General features: G+C 68.4%; 16 protein-coding genes. 13 read left to right on the forward strand and 3 right to left on the reverse strand.

Features of this window, described 5'->3' with window-relative positions:
* The first annotated feature begins 6 nt into the window (after positions 1-6).
* Positions 7-1,269, forward strand: a complete 1,263-nt coding sequence (locus tag LRR16_RS09775; protein WP_232205776.1) for a Zn-dependent hydrolase — start codon at positions 7-9, stop codon at positions 1,267-1,269.
* Between the two features lie 149 nt (positions 1,270-1,418).
* Here LRR16_RS09775 and LRR16_RS09780 read toward each other — a convergent pair whose 3' ends face one another.
* A complete protein-coding gene (locus LRR16_RS09780) occupies positions 1,419-1,808 on the reverse strand; it encodes a hypothetical protein (protein ID WP_232205733.1) in 390 nt (129 codons plus the stop codon).
* A gap of 204 nt (positions 1,809-2,012) precedes the next feature.
* Here LRR16_RS09780 and ompR point away from each other — a divergent pair, with 204 nt between their 5' ends.
* The 5 genes from ompR to LRR16_RS09805 all read left to right on the forward strand — a co-directional run bounded on the left by ompR (position 2,013) and on the right by LRR16_RS09805 (position 6,358).
* Positions 2,013-2,735, forward strand: a complete 723-nt coding sequence (gene ompR, locus LRR16_RS09785) for a two-component system response regulator OmpR (protein WP_006576352.1) — start codon at positions 2,013-2,015, stop codon at positions 2,733-2,735.
* 15 nt (positions 2,736-2,750) lie between these two features.
* Positions 2,751-4,100, forward strand: coding sequence for an ATP-binding protein (locus LRR16_RS09790; protein WP_006576351.1), 1,350 nt, complete (start codon positions 2,751-2,753; stop codon positions 4,098-4,100).
* Between the two features lie 320 nt (positions 4,101-4,420).
* Positions 4,421-4,969 carry a peroxiredoxin gene (locus tag LRR16_RS09795; protein WP_006576350.1) on the forward strand — a complete coding sequence of 183 codons (549 nt, stop codon included), beginning with the start codon at positions 4,421-4,423 and terminating at the stop codon, positions 4,967-4,969.
* A 110-nt stretch (positions 4,970-5,079) separates the two neighbouring features.
* The gene (locus LRR16_RS09800; RefSeq protein ID WP_064573348.1) at positions 5,080-5,601 is read left to right on the forward strand and encodes a carboxymuconolactone decarboxylase family protein; all 522 of its coding nucleotides are present in this window, start codon (positions 5,080-5,082) and stop codon (positions 5,599-5,601) included.
* A gap of 181 nt (positions 5,602-5,782) precedes the next feature.
* Complete coding sequence (locus tag LRR16_RS09805; RefSeq protein ID WP_064573347.1) at positions 5,783-6,358, forward strand: GNAT family N-acetyltransferase; 576 nt, start codon at positions 5,783-5,785, stop codon at positions 6,356-6,358.
* A 62-nt stretch (positions 6,359-6,420) separates the two neighbouring features.
* On the opposite strand, the gene ispF is transcribed toward LRR16_RS09805, so the two are convergent.
* Together ispF and ispD are read right to left on the reverse strand one after the other, a co-directional pair.
* A complete protein-coding gene (gene ispF / locus LRR16_RS09810; RefSeq protein WP_006576348.1) occupies positions 6,421-6,930 on the reverse strand; it encodes a 2-C-methyl-D-erythritol 2,4-cyclodiphosphate synthase in 510 nt (169 codons plus the stop codon).
* Entirely contained in the window at positions 6,927-7,718 is a 792-nt protein-coding gene (gene ispD, locus LRR16_RS09815; protein ID WP_064573346.1) for a 2-C-methyl-D-erythritol 4-phosphate cytidylyltransferase, read from the reverse strand. Before ispD ends, ispF begins: the two co-directional genes overlap by 4 nt.
* Positions 7,719-7,834: 116 nt before the next feature.
* Between ispD and mfd the strand changes: the two genes are divergently transcribed.
* The 7 genes from mfd to LRR16_RS09850 all read left to right on the forward strand — a co-directional run bounded on the left by mfd (position 7,835) and on the right by LRR16_RS09850 (position 18,063).
* Positions 7,835-11,410 carry a transcription-repair coupling factor gene (gene mfd, locus LRR16_RS09820; RefSeq protein WP_156526377.1) on the forward strand — a complete coding sequence of 1,192 codons (3,576 nt, stop codon included), beginning with the start codon at positions 7,835-7,837 and terminating at the stop codon, positions 11,408-11,410.
* A gap of 255 nt (positions 11,411-11,665) precedes the next feature.
* Complete coding sequence (gene argE / locus LRR16_RS09825; RefSeq protein WP_232205734.1) at positions 11,666-12,880, forward strand: acetylornithine deacetylase; 1,215 nt, start codon at positions 11,666-11,668, stop codon at positions 12,878-12,880.
* A gap of 182 nt (positions 12,881-13,062) precedes the next feature.
* The gene (locus LRR16_RS09830) at positions 13,063-14,496 is read left to right on the forward strand and encodes an amidohydrolase (RefSeq protein ID WP_232205735.1); all 1,434 of its coding nucleotides are present in this window, start codon (positions 13,063-13,065) and stop codon (positions 14,494-14,496) included.
* A gap of 196 nt (positions 14,497-14,692) precedes the next feature.
* Positions 14,693-15,547, forward strand: coding sequence for a phosphoserine phosphatase SerB (serB, locus tag LRR16_RS09835; protein ID WP_232205736.1), 855 nt, complete (start codon positions 14,693-14,695; stop codon positions 15,545-15,547).
* Between the two features lie 317 nt (positions 15,548-15,864).
* Positions 15,865-16,140 (forward strand): hypothetical protein, encoded by a 276-nt coding sequence (locus tag LRR16_RS09840; protein WP_232205737.1) that lies wholly within the window; start codon positions 15,865-15,867, stop codon positions 16,138-16,140.
* Entirely contained in the window at positions 16,137-16,421 is a 285-nt protein-coding gene (locus tag LRR16_RS09845; protein WP_006576342.1) for a hypothetical protein, read from the forward strand. Before LRR16_RS09840 ends, LRR16_RS09845 begins: the two co-directional genes overlap by 4 nt.
* Positions 16,422-16,431: 10 nt before the next feature.
* Complete coding sequence (locus tag LRR16_RS09850) at positions 16,432-18,063, forward strand: PepSY domain-containing protein (RefSeq protein ID WP_232205738.1); 1,632 nt, start codon at positions 16,432-16,434, stop codon at positions 18,061-18,063.
* Positions 18,064-18,327 lie beyond the last annotated feature (264 nt).

Below are 18,327 nucleotides of genomic sequence, written 5' to 3' on the forward strand. Positions count from 1 at the left end.
CAGCACATGCATTCCCCCTCTCCTTCCCTTGGCCAGTCCATTCTCGATGCCGCCGATGCGCTCGCGCGCTTCTCCGATATGGAGGGCGGCCTCACCTGCGCCTATCTGACGCCGGCCCATCGCGCCGCCGCCGCGATGCTGGCCGAGCGCATGCGCGCGGCAGGCATGCAGGTGCGCGTCGATGCGATCGGCAACGTGATCGGCCGCTACGAGGCCGATCCGTCCGCCGGCCCGGATGCAAAGGTACTGATGACCGGTTCGCACTTCGACACGGTGCGCAACGGCGGGCGCTATGACGGCCGGCTCGGCATCCTGCTGCCGATCGCGGTGGTCGGCGCGCTGAACGAGGCCGGCATCCGGCTGCCCTACCATTTCGAGGTGGTCGGCTTCGCCGAGGAGGAGGGGCTGCGCTTCAAGACCAGCTTCCTGGCCAGCAGCGTGCTGGCCGGCCGCTTCGACCCGGCGCTGCTGGCGCGCGCCGACGCAGACGGCATCACGCTGGCGCAGGTGCTGGCGCAATCCGACCTGCCGGGCGGCGGCGATCCCGAGGCGCTGCGCGCGGCCGCGGTCGACCCGGCGACGCTGCTGGCCTTCGTCGAGGTCCATATCGAACAGGGACCGGTGCTGCTGCACCATGACCTGCCGCTGGGCATCGTCACGCAGATCGCCGGCAGCAGCCGCTTTCAGGTGCGGGTCGAGGGCCTGGCCAGCCATGCCGGCACCACGCCGATGACGATGCGCAAGGATGCGGCCGCCGCGGCCGCCGAGATGGTGCTGCTGGTCGAGTCGCGCTGCGCGCAGGCGCCGACGCTGGTCGGCACGGTCGGCCAGCTGCAGGTGCCGAACGGCTCGAGCAACGTGATTCCCGCCGCGTGTCACTTCTCGATGGATATCCGCGCCGGCGAGGACGCCGTGCGCGAGGCCGCGATCGCCGATATCGTCGCCGGCATCGAGGCGATCGCCGCGCGCCGCGGCGTGCGTGCCGAGGTGGAACGGGTGCCGCCGGTCAACAACGCGCCGTGCGCGCCGTGGCTGCGCGAGCAATTCGCGGCGGTGCTGAACAAGCGCGGCCTGCAGGCCTTCGAGCTGCCGTCCGGTGCCGGGCACGACGCGATGATGATGCAGCGGATCACCGACGTGGCGATGCTGTTCGTCCGCTGCGGCAACGGCGGCATCAGCCACAACCCGTTGGAGACCATCACCGCGGAGGACGCGCAGCTGGCGGCGGAGGTGTTCGTCGATTTCCTGCGGCATTTCAAGGGGCGATGAGCGCAGCCGCGGAGAGCGGGCCGTCGCTGCGCCCTACCTCTTGTAGGAAGCCGCGGAGAAAGAGCTGTCGCTCCCCTCTCCCGCACGCGGGAGAGGGGAGAAAACCATCGGGCACTGCTGCAACCGCTAGCTTTCCTTTGCCTTGCCGCTCAATTGCCGTGGTACATCTCCCTGCCGATGTCGTACAGGCTCTGCCGCAGCTTGCGCCGCTCGTCGGCGGACAGCTTGCCGCCCCGCCCCTGCCGCTCGGCGGCGTCGCGCTCGGCGCGCTGGCGGTTGGTGCGGCCCCGGCTTTCGCGCGGCGACGGGCGCTCGCGCTCGTGGCGCGCATGACCCGGATTGCCCGCATAGCCCTCCCCGCCCCGGCCCGGATGGCGCCCGTGTCCCTGCAGCAGCGCGCCGAGTCCCGGCGACTGCGCGGACGCGCTCGCGGCATGCAGCAGCATCGACGGCAGCAGCAGCGCAAGCAGGGCTCCGGCGACACGGCGTCGGGCGCCGGAGGCGCGGCGCGGTTCGGACCGGGTGGATTTCGCTTTCATTGATAATGGCGGTCTGGGGCTTGCCCGCTCGGGCTACCGCTGGACGACGCCAAGGCTCCCGGATCGAGGCTGACCGATTTGCCCTTTGCGGGCAGCGCGCAGTGTAAACGCTGCCCGCTGTGCACTTGGCGAGCCGCAAGGTAAAGTATGTAACCTTTTGTTAAGCCATTTTGACCCCTAGCGAGACTCGCTAAGATTAGCGCCATGGAAAATACCAGCCACAAGATTCTCGTCGTGGACGACGACCCCCGTCTCCGCGATCTGCTGCGCCGCTATCTCGGCGAGCAAGGCTTTACCGTGCTGGTCGCGGAAAACGCCACCGCCATGAACAAGCTCTGGCTGCGCGAGCGTTTCGACCTGCTCGTGCTCGATCTGATGATGCCGGGCGAAGACGGCCTGTCGATCTGCCGCCGTCTGCGCGGCGCCAACGACCAGACGCCGATCATCATGCTGACGGCCAAGGGCGAGGACGTGGACCGCATCGTCGGCCTGGAAATGGGCGCCGACGACTATCTGCCCAAGCCGTTCAATCCGCGCGAACTGATCGCGCGCATCCACGCGGTGCTGCGCCGCAAGGGCCCGGCCGAAGTGCCCGGCGCCCCGTCGGAAACGCCGGAGACCTTCGCCTTCGGCGACTTCGTGCTGAACCTGGCCACCCGCACGCTGACCAAGAACGACGAGGAAATCACGCTGACCACCGGCGAGTTCTCGGTGCTCAAGGTGTTCGCCCGCCATCCGCGCCAGCCGCTGTCGCGCGAGAAGCTGATGGAAATGGCGCGCGGCCGCGAATACGAAGTGTTCGACCGCAGCCTTGACGTGCAGATCTCGCGCCTGCGCAAGCTGATCGAACCCGATCCCGGCAATCCGCGTTTCATCCAGACCGTCTGGGGGCTGGGCTACGTCTTCATTCCCGATGGCGTGAAATAAGTCCCGGCCGTTATCGTGGCGACTGTGATCCGCCGCACGGCCACGCGTTTCTTCGGTTCGCTGTTCTGGCGGACCTTCATGCTGATCGCGCTGTTGCTGGCCATTTCGCTGGGCATCTGGTTCCAGAGCTACCGGCTGTTCGAACGCGCCCCGCGCGCGCAGCAGATCGCGATGCAGGTGGTCAGCGTGGTCAAGCTGACGCGCGCGGCCCTGCTCTATTCCGACCCCGCGCGGCGCCGCTTCCTGCTGCTGGACCTGGTGCAGAACGAAGGCATCAAGGTCTATCCGCGCGAGCGCGACGACGACTTCACCACGCCCACCGCGAATCCCTTCCTGACCCAGCTGGTGCAGCAGGAAATCCGCGGCCGGCTCGGCGGCGATACCGTGATCGCGACCACGGTCAACGACATTCCCGGCGTCTGGGTCAGCTTCGAGATCGAGGGCGACGACTACTGGGTCGCCATCAGCCCGGAGCGCTTCGAGCGCGTGCCGGGGCTGCAATGGCTGTGGTGGACCGTGGCCGCCCTGCTGCTGTCGATCTTCGGCGCGGCCTTCATCACCGCGCGGGTCAACCGGCCGCTCAAGCGGCTGGCCGATGCCGCGCGTGCGATCGGTTCGGGCGGCGATCCGCCGCCCCTGCCCGAGCGCGGCGCCAGCGAGGTCGCCCAGGCCAACCACAGCTTCAACCAGATGGTGCGCGACCTGCGCCAGCTCGACGATGATCGCGTGGTAATGCTGGCCGGCATCTCGCACGACCTGCGTACGCCGCTGACGCGGCTGCGGCTCGAGACCGAGATGTCCCCGGTCGACGACAGCACGCGCGAGGCGATGATCGCCGACATCGAGCAGATGGACGCGATCATCGGCCAGTTCCTGAACTATGCGCGGCCCGCGCAGGAGAGCAGCGAGCCGGTCGACCTGTCCTCGCTGGTGCGCGATGCGGTCAACGTCTATGCCGCGCACGATGACATCCGCATCCGCGTGCATGCGCCCGAGCCGGTGATGGCGATGGCCAACCGGATGGAGGTGCAGCGCATCCTCGACAACCTGGTCGAGAACGCGCGCCGCTATGCCAAGGATCCGGACAGCGGCATCGCCGAGGTCGACATCACCACGCGCAATCACGACAAGGAGGCGATGCTGGTGGTGGCCGATTGCGGCGACGGCGTGCCCGACGCCCAGCTGCCGCTGCTGACGCGGCCCTTCTACCGGCTCGACGCGGCGCGCAGCGAGGCCAAGGGCGCCGGGCTCGGCATGTCGATCGTCAACCGCATCATGCAGCGCAATGGCGGCCGCCTGGTGCTGACCAATCGTCCGGCACCGGACAGCGGGCTCGTCGTCAGCGCGTGTTTCCGTCGCGCGTGAGGCGGGTCCGGAAGGCGCCCGAAACGCGCGGGAAGCGCACCTGAAACGCGCCCGAAGCGCCCCGCGTCGCCGTTCCGTCATCGCAATCGTGTATCGTTGCCGGATGGCCGCGAGCCGGCGCACCGCGCCGCTTCGCGCCGTCCCTTGCGGGTCCCTCGCCTATCGGGCTCTTTGAGATTTTCAATTAGCCGTGCCGAGCAGGATGCTGCATACTTCCCATTCGTTGCGCGGCGTGCGCAAGGACCCGAGAAAGTCGTCTTCGACGATGGTCGTTTGTCATGCCGCGCTGGCGTCTGTTCAACCGTATCCAGGAGAAGTCCATGAAGACCGTTGGTGACAAGCTCGAACCGTTCCACGTCGTCGGTGTCAAGCCGGGTTTCAACGCCCACGAAGAAAACGGCCAGTCGGCCTTTGAAGACATCACCGAAAAGTCGTTCGAAGGCAAGTGGAAAATCATCTACTTCTACCCGAAGGACTTCACCTTCGTGTGCCCGACCGAGATCGTGGCCTTCGCCAAGCTGAACCAGGACTTCGCCGATCGCGACGCTGTCGTGCTGGGCGGCTCGACCGACAACGAGTTCGTCAAGCTGGCATGGCGCCGTGAACACAAGGACCTGAACAAGCTGAACTCGTGGCAGTTCGCCGATACCACCGGCTCGCTGGTCGACCAGCTGGGCGTGCGCGAGAAGGAAGCCGGCGTTGCGCTGCGCGCCACCTTCATCGTCGACCCGGACAACACGATCCAGCACGTGTCGGTCAACAACCTGAACGTCGGCCGTAACCCGGAAGAAGTGCTGCGCATTCTGGACGGCCTGCAGACCGACGAGCTGTGCCCGTGCAACCGCGCGGTCGGCGGCGCGACGCTGTAATTCGCGCGACGTCGATGTTGCCGGCGGCCCCGCCGCCGGCAACCGCGCCCCAGTGCGCACCGAAACCCGCTGACGCGGGTTTTTTCCGCCCAAAGCGATAGGAGAATTTGATGGAATTCCTTACCACGATCAAGAATCTCATTCCCGACTATGCGAAGGACATTCGCCTGAACCTGGACGGCACCATCGCACGCTCCTCGCTGGAGGGTAACGATGCCGTGGGCGTGGCGCTGGCCGCCGCCTTCGCCGCCAAGAGCAAGATCATCGTCGACGCGATCCGCAACGCCGGCGTGCTGTCGCCCGAAGAGCTGAACGGCGCGCTGACCGCGGCCGCGCTGATGGGCATGAACAATGTCTGGTATCCGTATGTCGAGATGGCGGCCGATCCCGATCTGGCCAGCCAGCCCGCGGGACTGCGCATGAACGCGTATGCGACCCACGGCGGCGTCGACAAGCGCCGCTTCGAGATGTACGCGCTGGCCGCGTCGATCGTCGGCAAGTGCCATTTCTGCATCCGCTCGCACTACGAGCTGCTGAAGAACGAGCAAGGCATGACCTCGCAGCAGTTGCGCGATGTCGGCCGGATCGCGGCCGTGATCACCGCCGCGGCGAACGTGATCGCAGCCGAGTAAGGTCGGACCGCGAGTCCTGACCGGGTACCGCGCACGCGGGCATCCCGGATGATCGATGGCCGCCCCGCGCGGCCATCGTCATTTCCGGCGCGCCGACGCCACCGCGCGTCCGCATTTCTCCGACTGCATTTGTGCACGGTCCGGCCTACAATCGAGGCAGATTCTGCTTCGCGGACCGTCCATGAGCCAACTGCCCTCGCCCTCCTCGCCGCATTTCCACTATCGCCTCGCCACCGCTTCGGACTGGGGCCAGATCGCCGCGGTCACGCAGGAAGCGTATGCGCAGTACGAGCTCGAGATCATGGAAGACTGCCGCGCGTCGTTCCAGCAGGGCATGCGTTCGGTGCTCGCGACCAAAACGTCCGACATGGAATGGTGGGTCGCCGAGGCCGATCACGGCATCAGCGGCGCGGTGCTGTTCTGCCATCCGGGCGCGACGCTGCAGGCGCTGGACGGCAGCACGGTGACACTGGCCCTGCCCGAGGCGCGGCTGCTGTCAGTCAGCCCGCAGGCACGCGGGCTGGGGCTCGGGCGGACGCTGATGCAGATCTGCATCGAGCGTGCGCGCGATATCGGCGCGCAGGCGCTGGTGGTGCGCACGATGCCGGAAATGGGTGCCGCCAACCGCCTGTGCCAGCAGATGGGCTTCGTCAAGCGGACCGAGGCCGGGGCGCGTTCGGGGCCGCTGGAACGGTTGGTCGACTACGTCTACGCGATCGAGCCGAAGGAAGCCGACGCGCCGCAGCCGGGCCTGTAGCGGCACGCATCGCGCCGAAACCACGACGCCGCGCTCTCGACGCGCTCTCGACGCGCCGGCGCTCAGTCCTGCGGCGCGACGATCGCGCCGCGCCACAGCAGCACCACCGCCTGCGCGACGATTCCCTCCTGGCGCCCTTCGAAGCCCAGCTTCTCGTTGGTCTTGGCCTTGACGTTGCAGCGGCCGGCCGCGATGCCCAGATCCTCGGCCAGATTGGCCACCATCGCGCCAATATGCGGCGCCAGCTTCGGCGCCTGCGCGATCACCGTCGCATCGACATTGCCGACCTCATAGCCGGCCTCGCGCACCCGTCGCACCGCCTCGCGCAGCAGCGCGCGGCTGTCGGCGCCGGCAAAGGCGGGATCGGTATCGGGGAAATGCCTGCCGATATCGCCCAGGCCCGCGGCACCGAACAAGGCGTCGGTGATCGCGTGCAGCAAGGCATCGGCATCGGAATGGCCGAGCAGGCCGCGGTCGTGAGGAATCTCCACGCCGCCGAGCACCAGCTTGCGGCCCGGCACCAGCGCGTGCACGTCGTAGCCTTGTCCCACGCGGATATCGAAGGGCATCATCGCGATCGGTCTCCAGAATAACCAGAAGAAGCGGCGGCGGACGAGCCGCCGAGCAGGACTTCAGCCAGCGCGAAGTCCTCGGGATAGGTCACCTTGAAATTGCGCAGCGAGCCGTTGACCAGCCGTGGCTTCAGGCCGAGCCGCTCGATCGCGCTGGCCTCGTCGGTCACGACCGCGCCGTTGGCAAGCGCGTCTTCCAGCGCCTGGCGCAGAACGCCGACGCGGAACATCTGCGGGGTCTGCGCCTGCCACAACCCTTCGCGCGGCACCGTGCCGCCGATGCGGGACGGCTGCGAGGGATGCAGCGGTTCCGCCTCGGCACGCTTGAGCGTGTCGGGTACCGGCACCGCCAGGATGCCGCCGATCGCCGCGTCGGGCCCATCGCCATCGTCCCCTTCGACCGCGCGGATCAGCGTATCGATCATCAGCGGCGTCAGCCCGGGGCGGGCGGCGTCGTGGACCAGCACCCAGTCCTGATCCTCCGCGCCCAGCTGGACCAGATGCCGCAGCCCGTTCAGCACCGATTCATGGCGCGACTGGCCGCCGACGAAGGCCGTATCGAAGCGCAATCCGGCAAAGGCCGCCGAGCCGAAGCGCGCCTCCAGCGGCAGGTCGTCGGGCGCCAGCACCAGCGCGGTGGCGCTGATCGACTCGCACGCCGAGAACGCGGCCAGCGCGTACCAGATCATCGGATGGCCGGCCAGCTCGCGATATTGCTTGGGCAGGCCCGCGCCCGCACGGCTGCCGCTGCCGGCACAGGGAATCAGGGCAAATCGTCGTTCGGACATGCGGCGGACTGGCGGAACAAGGCGGATAACGCGGATAACGGAATGGGGCGGCACCAATTGGGCCACCGACTGCGGCACCGACTGCGCCACCGAAGGCCGCATCAAAGCGGCACCCGATGGCCGGGCGCTGCGCATTCTATAATACGACCCTCTTCTCGACACCCCCGCCCGCGCTGCCGGCGGGGCGTCGTCGTTTGATCCGAACCGCTTTTATGTCCGACGCCAACTCGCTTTCCGCGCTTCCCGTTTCCACTCAGCTACCGCTGATCAAGGCGGGCCAGCGCCACCAGATCGCCGGCCTGCACGGCTCGGCCGATGCGCTGGCGCTGGCCGCCTATGCCCGCGCGCATCACGACAAGGGGCAGATGCCGATGCTGGCGGTGATCTGCGCCAACGCGGTCGACGCGCAGCGGCTGGCCGACGAGATCCCGTGGTTCGCGCCGGAGCTGCGCGTGCGCGTGCTGCCCGACTGGGAGACGCTGCCTTACGACAGTTTCTCGCCGCACCAGGACCTGGTGTCCGAACGCCTGGCGACGCTGCACGATATCCAGACGGGCCAGTGCGACGTGATGCTGGTGCCCGCGCAGACCGCGCTGTACCGGCTCGCGCCGCCCGCCTTCCTGGCCGCCTACACGTTCTTCTTCAAGCAGGGCGAACGGCTCGACGAGGCCGCGCTGAAGGCGCAGTTCACGCTGGCCGGCTACGAACACGTCAGCGCGGTGATGCGGCCCGGCGAATACAGCGTGCGCGGCGGCCTGATCGACCTGTTCCCGATGGGCTCGGCGCTGCCCTACCGGATCGACCTGTTCGGCGACGAGATCGAGACGATCCGCGCGTTCGATCCGGACACGCAGCGCAGCCTGTATCCGGTCAAGGAGGTGCGCCTGCTGCCCGGCCGCGAGTTTCCGCTGGACGAGGCCGCGCGCACCGCGTTCCGCGGCCGCTGGCGCGAGGTGTTCGAGGGCGACCCGAGCAAGTCGCCGATCTACAAGGACATCGGCAACGGCGTGCCGTCGGCCGGCATCGAGTACTACCTGCCGCTGTTCTTCGAGTCGGCCGCGACGCTGTTCGACTACCTGCCGGCCGGCACGCAGCTGGCCTATGTCGGCGCGATTGACGACGCGATCCGCCGCTTCTGGACCGATACGCAGCAGCGCTACGACTTCATGCGGCACGACCGCGAACGTCCGCTGCTGCCGCCCGCGCAGCTGTTCCTGAACGAGGAGCAGTTCTTTACCGCCGCCAAGCCGCTGGCGCGGCTGGTGCTGCAGCAGGGCCCGGCCGGCGCCGATGCTGCGCCGCTGTCGGCCGCGCTGCCCGACGTCTCGGTCAATCGTCGCGCCGAGGACCCGCTGGTCAATCTGGAGGCGCTGCTGCTGCGCAAGCAGGCACGCGTGCTGATGTGCGCCGACTCGGCGGGCCGCCGCGAGACGCTGCTGCAGCTGTTCGCCGACAGCGGCCTGCGTCCGCACCCGGTCGAGGACTGCGCGGCCTTCCTCGCCAGCGACGCGACGTTCGCGATCGCGGTGGCACCGCTGCAGAGCGGCTTCGTGCTGCCCGGTGCCGACGGCCATCCCGATCTCGCCTTCGTCACCGAGGCCGAGCTCTATGCGAATACCGCGCGCCGCGCCGGCCGCCGCAAGCAGGAGCAGGCCAGCAGCGTCGACGCGATGGTGCGCGACCTGGCCGAGCTGAAGATCGGCGATCCGGTCGTGCACAGCGAGCACGGCATCGGCCGCTACCAGGGCCTGGTCACGCTGGACATGGGCCAGGGCGACGAGGAATTCCTGCATCTGGACTACGACAAGGGCAGCAAGCTGTATGTGCCGGTCCACCAGCTGCATGTGATCTCGCGCTATTCGGGCGCCGATCCGGAGACCGCGCCGCTGCATTCGCTGGGCTCGGGCCAGTGGGAACGCGCCAAGCGCCGCGCCGCGCAGCAGATCCGCGATACCGCCGCCGAGCTGCTGAACCTGTACGCGCGCCGCGCGCTGCGCGAGGGCCATGCGTTCGCGCTGTCGCCGAAGGACTACGAGACCTTCGCCGAGAGCTTCGGCTTCGAGGAGACGCCGGACCAGGCCGCGGCGATCGCGGCGGTGATCGCCGACATGACCTCGGGCAAGCCGATGGACCGGCTGGTCTGCGGCGACGTCGGCTTCGGCAAGACCGAGGTGGCGCTGCGCGCGGCCTTCGTCGCGGTGATGGGCGGCAAGCAGGTCGCGATGCTGGCGCCGACCACGCTGCTGGCCGAGCAGCATTTCCAGACGCTGTCGGACCGCTTCGCCGACTGGCCGGTGCGCATCGTCGAGCTGTCGCGCTTCAAGACGAAGAAGGAGGTCGAGGCCGCGATCAAGCAGATCAACGACGGCACCGTCGACATCGTGATCGGCACGCACAAGCTGCTGTCCGACGACGTGCGCTTCCAGCGGCTGGGCCTGGTCATCATCGACGAGGAGCATCGCTTCGGCGTGCGCCAGAAGGAGGCGCTGAAGACGCTGCGCGCCGAGGTCGACGTGCTGACGCTGACCGCGACGCCGATCCCGCGCACGCTCGGCATGGCGCTCGAGGGACTGCGCGACTTCTCGGTGATCGCCACCGCGCCGCAGAAGCGGCTGGCGATCAAGACGTTCGTGCGGCGCGAGGAAGACGGCGTGCTGCGCGAGGCGATCCTGCGCGAGCTCAAGCGTGGCGGCCAGGTCTACTTCCTGCACAACGAGGTCGAGACCATCGAGAACAAGCGCGCGCGGCTGGCCGAGCTGGTGCCAGAGGCCCGCATCGCGGTCGCGCACGGACAGATGCACGAGCGCGAGCTGGAGCGCGTGATGCGCGATTTCGTCGCGAGGCGCGCCAATATCCTGCTGTGCACGACGATCATCGAGACCGGCATCGACGTGCCGTCCGCCAACACGATCCTGATCCACCGCGCCGACAAGTTCGGCCTGGCGCAGCTGCACCAGCTGCGCGGCCGCGTCGGCCGCTCGCATCACCAGGCCTATGCCTATCTGCTGGTGCACGATCCGGAAGGCTTGACCAAGCAGGCACAGCGGCGGCTCGAGGCGATCCAGCAGATGGAGGAACTGGGCTCGGGCTTCTACCTGGCGATGCACGACCTCGAGATCCGCGGCGCCGGCGAGGTGCTGGGCGACAAGCAGTCGGGCGAGATCCACGAGATCGGCTTCCAGCTGTACACCGACATGCTGAACGCCGCGGTCAAGGCGCTGAAGGCCGGCAAGGAGCCGGACCTGATGGCGCCGCTGGCGGCCACCACCGAGATCAACCTGGGCACGCCGGCGCTGCTGCCGAACGACTACTGCACCGACGTGCACGAGCGGCTGTCGCTGTACAAACGGCTGGCCAACTGCGAGCGGCCCGAGCAGGTCGACGACATCCACGAGGAACTGGTCGACCGCTTCGGCCGCCCACCGGCGCAGGCGCAGGCGCTGATCGAGACGCACCGGCTGCGCATCGCCGCGGTGCCGCTGGGCGTGCGCAAGATCGACGCCGGCGAGGCCTCGATCAGCGTGCAGTTCGTGCCCAACCCGCCGATCGACGCGATCCGCATCATCGACCTGGTGCAGAAGAACCGGCATATCAAGCTGGCCGGCCAGGACAAGCTGCGCATCGAGGCGAAGATGCCGGACGTGGCGGTGCGCGCGCAGACGATCAAGCAGACGCTGCGGCAGCTGGCTTGAGCGGATGATGGGCTGTGGGATGACGGGCGGCGGTTGCCCTGTCCCCCACCCTCTCCCGCAAGGCGGGAGAGGGAAGCATCCTGCCTGCAATCGGGCGCAGGAGTTCTGCAGCGAAGGCCGCAGCTGAAGCGCTCGCGTTCGGCCCCCTCTCCCGCTTGCGGGAGAGGGTTGGGGAGAGGGCCGCCCACTGGGCAAAGTGGACCCCACCACATATCCGGGTGTAGGATCGGACATCCAACAGCGTGATCCTGCCGCATGCCTGCCCATACCCCTGCCCCCGCCGACGCCCTCGCCGATGCCCCCGAACACTCCGCCCTCGACTGGACCCGCCGGCTGATCGAGTTCGACACCACCAGCCGCGAGTCCAATCTCGGCCTGATCGAAACGGTGCGCGACCACTTCGTCGCGCAAGGCCTGAAGCCCCACCTGAGCTACAACCCGCAGCGCAACAAGGCCAATCTGCATGTCATCGTGCCCGCCGCCGACGGCAGCGAGCAGCGCGGCATCGTGCTGTCCGGGCATACCGACGTGGTACCGGTGGACGGCCAGGACTGGAGCACCGATCCGTTCCGGCCCGCGCTGCGCGACGGCCGGCTGTACGGCCGCGGCGCCTGCGACATGAAGGGCTTCATCGGCACCAGCCTGGCGCTGTTGCCCACGCTGCTGCAGGCGCGGCTGCGCGAACCGGTGCACTACGCGCTGTCGTTCGACGAGGAAGTCGGCTGCATGGGCGCCCCCTATCTGATCGACGACCTGCGCGAGCGCGGCATCCAGCCCGCGGGCTGCATCGTCGGCGAGCCGACCAGCATGCGCGTGATCGTCGCGCACAAGGGCATCAACGCCTATCGCTGCTGCGTCAAGGGCCAGGCCGCGCATTCCTCGCTGACCCCGCGCGGCGTCAATGCGATCGAATACGCGGCGCGGCTGATCTGCTTCATCCGCGACCTCGCCGACGAGTTCCGCGCCAAGGGGCCCTACGACGATGCGTTCGACGTGCCCTTCACCACCGCGTCGACCGGCACGATCCAGGGCGGCATCGCGCTGAACACGATTCCCGCGCTGTGCGAGTTCGTGTTCGAGTACCGCAACCTGCCGGGCGTCGATCCGGAAGCGATCCGCACGCGCATCGAGGCCTATGTCAACGATGTGCTGCTGCCGCGCATGCGCGCCGAGCATGCCGACGCGGACCTGAGCATCACGCGGATCGCCGCGGCACCGGCGCTCGACGCCGCCGAGCGCGATGCGATCACGCAGCTGGTGCGCGCGCTGACCGGCGACAACGCGATCAGCAAGGTGGCCTACGCCACCGAGGGCGGCCTGTTCCAGCGCGCCGGCATCCCGGCCGTGGTCTGCGGCCCCGGCGACATCCAGCAGGCCCACAAGGCCGACGAGTTCGTCGCGCTGGAGCAGCTCGCGCAATGCGAGGCCTTCCTGCACAAGGTCGTCGACAGCCTTCGCCTCGCGGCCTGACGGCTCCCGTCCAACGCCAGGACACCGAAGACACCAGTCCCCGGAAGCGCATCGCGCTTCCTCACCGATGGCCTGAACGGCCGGGCCGCGCATGGTCCGGCCGGATCGACGAGGGCACGCAGAGGCCCCGTTGCAGCATGCACCGCAACACCAACCACAACGACACCAAAGGAGAACTCGACATGGCAGCACGCCGCTCCCCCGCTCCCGCCCGCACCCAACGCTTGCTGACGCTGCCAGCCGCCCTCTCGGCGCTGGCAGCGGCCACCGGCCTGCTGTGCGGCTCGGCCCTGCTTTCGCCGGCAATGGCGCAGACCGCATCGCCGGCCGCCGCGCAGAGCCAGGCGAGCACCGGAGACCCTGCGCTGCACGCGCAGATCGAGACGCGCGCCAAGGCGGCCGAGGCCCGGCTGATCGCCTGGCGGCGCGACATCCACCAGCATCCGGAGCTCGGCAACTACGAGACGCGCACCGCGAAGCTGGTGGCCGACCACCTGCGCAAGCTCGGCATGGACGTCCAGACCGGCGTCGCCAAGACAGGCGTGGTGGGCCTGCTCAAGGGCGGCAAGCCGGGACCGGTGGTGGCGCTGCGCGCCGACATGGATGCGCTGCCGGTCAAGGAGCGCGTCGACGTGCCGTTCGCCTCGAAGGCCAAGGGCAAGTACCTCGGCAAGGAGGTCGACGTGATGCACGCCTGCGGCCACGACACCCACGTCGCGATCCTCATGGCGACCGCCGAGGTGCTGGCCGGCATGAAGGACCAGCTGCCCGGCACCGTCAAGTTCATCTTCCAGCCGGCCGAGGAAAGCCCGGCGGACATCGAGCCGGACGGCACCAATATCTGGGGCGCCAAGCAGATGGTGGCCGAGGGCGTGCTGGAGAACCCGAAGGTCGATGCGATCTTCGGCCTGCATGTCAGCAGCGGCATCGAGTCGGGCAAGCTGGCCTGGCGCAGCGGTCCGGCGATGGCCGCCGCCGACCAGTTCTGGATCGACGTCAAGGGCCGCCAGACGCATGGCGCGCGCCCGTGGGGCGGCATCGACCCGATCGTGGTGTCGTCGCAGATCGTGATGGGTCTGCAGACGATCCAGAGCCGGCAGGTCAATGCGATGCTGGAGCCGTCGGTGATTACGGTCGGCACGATCCACGGCGGCAACCGGATGAACATCGTGCCCGAGAAGGTCGAGATGATGGGCACGATCCGGACCTACGACGAAGGCATGAAGAAGGATATCCATGCGCGGATGAAGCGCACCACCGAGTCGATCGCGGCCAGCACCGGGGCGGAGGCGACCTTCCGCGTGGTCGAGCTGTACAACGCGACCGTCAACCAGCCCGCGCTGACCGAGAAGATGGCGCCAACGCTCAAGCGCGTGGCCGGCGACGGCAACTGGATGCTGGCGCCCAAGGCCACCGCGTCAGAGGACTTCTCGTTCTACCAGGAAAAGGTGCCGGGCCTGTTCTTCAATCTCGGCGTGACGCCGAAGGGCACCGATGTCACCAAGGCGCCGTCGAACCACTCGCCGGAGTTCTACGTCGACGAGCCGGCGCTGATCCATGGCGTGCGGGCGCTGTCGAACCTGACGGTCGACTACATGACGATGGCGCAGCGCTGATCGGCATGGCGCAGGGGCAGGCGCGGGACGATTACAATAGCGTCCTTTCACCGCCGCCCCTGCCCCGGCACCGTCGGCCCCGCGCTTTCCTGTCGCCCCCCGCGCACGCGGGGGCCCAGCGGCCTCCTGGCCGCTGCCGGTTCAACAAGCCGCTGGGTCCCCGCCTTCGCGGGGACGACGCAAGACTTGATTTCCCATGCCCCTGATCGTCCAAAGCCTCCAACCCATCGCCTCCCAGGATATCGACGCGCTGCGCGCGCTTGCCGACGCGCCCGGCCTGAGCCTGCGCGGCGACACCGTCGCCACCGCCGAGGCCTGCGCGCCGCTCGACGACCGGCTGCGCGATGCGCTGGAGGCGTTTTGCGAGCCGCGCCGGCTCGACTGGGCGGTGCTGCCGACGCACCGGAAGCTGTCCGACTTCCGGCTGGTCGCGATGGACATGGATTCGACGCTGATCACGATCGAGTGTATCGACGAGATCGCCGATTTCTGCGGGCTGAAGGCCGAGGTCTCGGCGATCACCGAGGCCGCGATGCGCGGCGAGATCACCGACTTCAACGAAAGCCTGCGGCGCCGCGTCGCGCTGCTGAAGGGTCTCGACGCCAGCGTGCTGGACCGCGTCTACGAGGAACGGCTGCGGCTGTCGCCGGGCGCGGAGCGGATGCTGCAGGCGGCGCGCGCCGCGGGCCTGCGGACGCTGCTGGTATCGGGCGGCTTCGTGCACTTCACCGAGAAGCTCAAGGCCCGGCTGGGCCTGGACTTCACCCGCGCCAATACGCTCGAGATCGTCGACGGCAAGCTGACCGGCCGCGTCGAAGGCGAGATCGTCAATGCCGAGGTCAAGGCCCGCACCGTGCGCGAGACCTGCGAAGCGATCGGCGCCGACCCGCGCCAGGCCATCGTGATGGGCGACGGCTCCAACGACCTGAAGATGATGGCGATCGCCGGCCTGTCGGTCGCCTTCCGCGCCAAGCCGGTGGTACGCGCGCAGGCCAGCGTGGCGTTCAACCATGTCGGACTCGATGGGTTGTTGAATCTGTTCGCGGGTTGACGCTTCTCGGCGGGCTTCGCTGCCGGCCAGCCTGGCGTCTGTAGTTCTCCCAGGCCGCATTGCCCTCTCCCCAACCCTCTCCCGCAAGCGGGAGAGGGAGAACGCCGTTGGTGTCGGCGAACCGATCTCGTGTCCGTAACACTCCCCGCCTGCGCCAACCGGCTCCCCTCTCCCGCTTGCGGGAGAGGGGCTGGGGGAGAGGACAAGCCGCCCCTCTCACCCGACTATCAATACATTGCAAACAATATCAATAACTTGCATCGTCAAATACGAATCATTACCATTTGTGTTTTGAATTCGGTAACAAAATATTGGCGATGCAACTCTTTGCCGCTCTACTCGGCCTGGCGGGCGCTGCCTGCCTGTATCTGGCCGGTCCCAACCAGGTGCTGCTGCGCCAGCCTCCCCAACGCCGGATGATGGTTTGGCTCGGCATCGTGCTGACCTCGGCCGGTGCGGTCGGCTGGTCGGCCGAGCACAGCTGGCCCTCCTCCATCGCCGCGACGCTGGCCACGCTCGGCACCGGCCTGTCGCTGTGGCCCTTTCTCGGCTGTTATCTGCACAAGCGCCGCGGCGGCGAGGAGACGGCATGAACGGCGGCATCGGCACCAAATGGCTGGCCGGCACGCTGCTCGGCTTTCCGCTGTCGCTGGCGGTCTGCACGCTGGCCATCCTGTGGCTGCCGGGCGGCTGGCAGAGCGGCATCATCGGCGCGGTGACCGCCAGCCTGCCGCTATGGGTAGCGATCATCAGCACCAGCCTGCTGTTTTCCAGCAGCCGCGCCGCCTGGCTCTGGCTGGGCGCGGCCAACCTGATCTGTTTCGGTGCGTTGTGGGGATGGCGGCTGATGGCCGTGCCCGGCGCGGCCGCGTAAGGAGTCCCCCATGAAGGCTGCAACGCTGCGCGTTTATCAGACGCTGCATACCTGGGTCGGCCTGATGGCCGGCTGGGCCCTGTTCATCGCGTTCTTCGCCGGCGCGATCACGGTGTTCCACCACGAGCTGCACGAGTGGCAGTCGCCGGCGCGCATCCGCGGCGAGACCCACGCCGCCGCCAAGCCCTCGCCCGAGGACCTGGACCGCTTCGTCGCCACGCTGGTCAAGGCCCATCCCGAGGCGGCGGCCAGCGTCTATATCGGCCTGCCGACTGAAGGCGAGCCGCACACCACCGCCTACTGGATGGATGCCAAGGGCGAGTGGCAGACCACCAACGAGGAAAAGCTCGGCGCCGGACGCACCTCGCCGCAGGACACCTCGCTGGACGGCGTGCGCGGTGAATTGTCGAACTTCCTGAACGCGCTGCACTACACGCTGGGCCTGCCGATGCAGGTAGGCATGCATTTCATGGGCGTGGTGTCGGTGCTGTACGGGCTGGCGCTCGTTTCCGGCGTGCTGCTGCACCTGCCGCGGCTGAAGAAGGACCTGTTCGCCGTGCGCCCGGGCCGCAACCTGAAGCGCTTCTGGATGGACGCGCACAACGTGATCGGCCTGTTCAGCCTGCCCTTCCACTTGGTCATCGCGATTACCGGCGCGCTGTTTTGCGTGTCGATGACGCTGGCGATGGCCTTCAACGTGCTGACCTTCGACGGCAAGCTGATGTCGGCGCTGCCGACCGCGATGTCGTCGGTGCCCGAGGTGCAGGCGGCCGGCAAGCCGGCCCCGCTGATGCCGGCACGCGAACTGATCGACATTGCGCAGCGCACCGCCGGCGAGGGCTTCAAGCCCAATTCGGTGCGTTACCAGCGCGTCGGCGACGCCAATGCGCTGATCGAGGTGCGCGGCGACAGCGAGCGCGCGCTCGGCAACTTCGGCTCGGTCGGCATTCACGCCGCCGCGGGCCAGCCCGACAGCGGCCGCGTGATCGCCAACCAGACCGCCAGCGGCCGCGACGCGAACCACGGCCTGTACAGCGCGCTGTTCGCGCTGCATTTCGGCACCTACGGCGACCTGGCCCTGCGGCTGGTCTATCTGATCGCCGGGCTGGCCGGGGCCTTCCTGTTCTACTCGGGCAATCTGCTGTGGATCGAGTCGCGGCGCAAGGCGCGCCAGGCCGAGCAGCCGCGCGCGCACCGGCTGCTGGCGCAGGCGACCGTCGGCGTCTGCATCGGCTGCTGCGTCGGCGTGGCGGTGGCCTTCACCGGCGCGCTGCTGTGGCCCGAGCGTCCGTCGTCGTTCGTCTACTTCCCGGTGTTCTTCGCCGCGCTGGCCTGGGCGCTGCTGCGCCCGCCGGTGCGCGCGGCGATCGAGCTGCTGTACGCGGCGGCGCTTGCCTATCTGGTGGTGCCGGTAGCCAACGCGATCCTGACCGGCGACCATCTGCTGCGCAGCGTGCAGCACGGCGAATGGGCCGTGGCCGGCTTCGACATCGGCGCGCTGGTGTTCGCGGTGGGCTTCGTCGCGCTGGCGCGCGCCACGCAGCGCCGCGCCCGCACCGGCCCGGCGGACTCGGTATGGGCGCCGCGCCCGAGCCGCGGCGATCCCGGGCCGTCGGCGCCGCCCGTGGTCGACACGCCGTAATTCCCTTCGCGCCCAACCGGGCGCGCCAGGGCTGATCGTCGCCATTCCGCGGCGTCCCGGCCCCACAAGACACACCCCCACCCGATTTGCACTGCTCCGAGGCGCATGCGGTTCTCCGCGGCGTCCGCGGAGCCGTGCGCGTTCGCATAACAAGTTCGCATAACAAGTTCGCATAACAAGTTCGCATAACAAGTTCGCATAACAAGTTCGCACAACAAGTTCGCACAACAAGTTCGCACAACAAGTTCGCACAACAAGTTCGCA

Source organism: Cupriavidus sp. UGS-1 (assembly GCF_021213615.1).
GTDB lineage: Bacteria > Pseudomonadota > Gammaproteobacteria > Burkholderiales > Burkholderiaceae > Cupriavidus.

Coding starts and splice junctions, on each gene's coding strand:
- LRR16_RS09775 (WP_232205776.1), top strand. CDS start 7: ATGCATTCCCCCTCTCCTTCCCTTGGCCAGTCCATTCTCGATGCCGCC.
- LRR16_RS09780 (WP_232205733.1), bottom strand. CDS start 1,808: ATGAAAGCGAAATCCACCCGGTCCGAACCGCGCCGCGCCTCCGGCGCC.
- ompR (WP_006576352.1), top strand. CDS start 2,013: ATGGAAAATACCAGCCACAAGATTCTCGTCGTGGACGACGACCCCCGT.
- LRR16_RS09795 (WP_006576350.1), top strand. CDS start 4,421: ATGAAGACCGTTGGTGACAAGCTCGAACCGTTCCACGTCGTCGGTGTC.
- LRR16_RS09800 (WP_064573348.1), top strand. CDS start 5,080: ATGGAATTCCTTACCACGATCAAGAATCTCATTCCCGACTATGCGAAG.
- LRR16_RS09805 (WP_064573347.1), top strand. CDS start 5,783: ATGAGCCAACTGCCCTCGCCCTCCTCGCCGCATTTCCACTATCGCCTC.
- ispF (WP_006576348.1), bottom strand. CDS start 6,930: ATGATGCCCTTCGATATCCGCGTGGGACAAGGCTACGACGTGCACGCG.
- ispD (WP_064573346.1), bottom strand. CDS start 7,718: ATGTCCGAACGACGATTTGCCCTGATTCCCTGTGCCGGCAGCGGCAGC.
- mfd (WP_156526377.1), top strand. CDS start 7,835: ATGGCCGGGCGCTGCGCATTCTATAATACGACCCTCTTCTCGACACCC.
- argE (WP_232205734.1), top strand. CDS start 11,666: ATGCCTGCCCATACCCCTGCCCCCGCCGACGCCCTCGCCGATGCCCCC.
- LRR16_RS09830 (WP_232205735.1), top strand. CDS start 13,063: ATGGCAGCACGCCGCTCCCCCGCTCCCGCCCGCACCCAACGCTTGCTG.
- serB (WP_232205736.1), top strand. CDS start 14,693: ATGCCCCTGATCGTCCAAAGCCTCCAACCCATCGCCTCCCAGGATATC.
- LRR16_RS09840 (WP_232205737.1), top strand. CDS start 15,865: ATGCAACTCTTTGCCGCTCTACTCGGCCTGGCGGGCGCTGCCTGCCTG.
- LRR16_RS09845 (WP_006576342.1), top strand. CDS start 16,137: ATGAACGGCGGCATCGGCACCAAATGGCTGGCCGGCACGCTGCTCGGC.
- LRR16_RS09850 (WP_232205738.1), top strand. CDS start 16,432: ATGAAGGCTGCAACGCTGCGCGTTTATCAGACGCTGCATACCTGGGTC.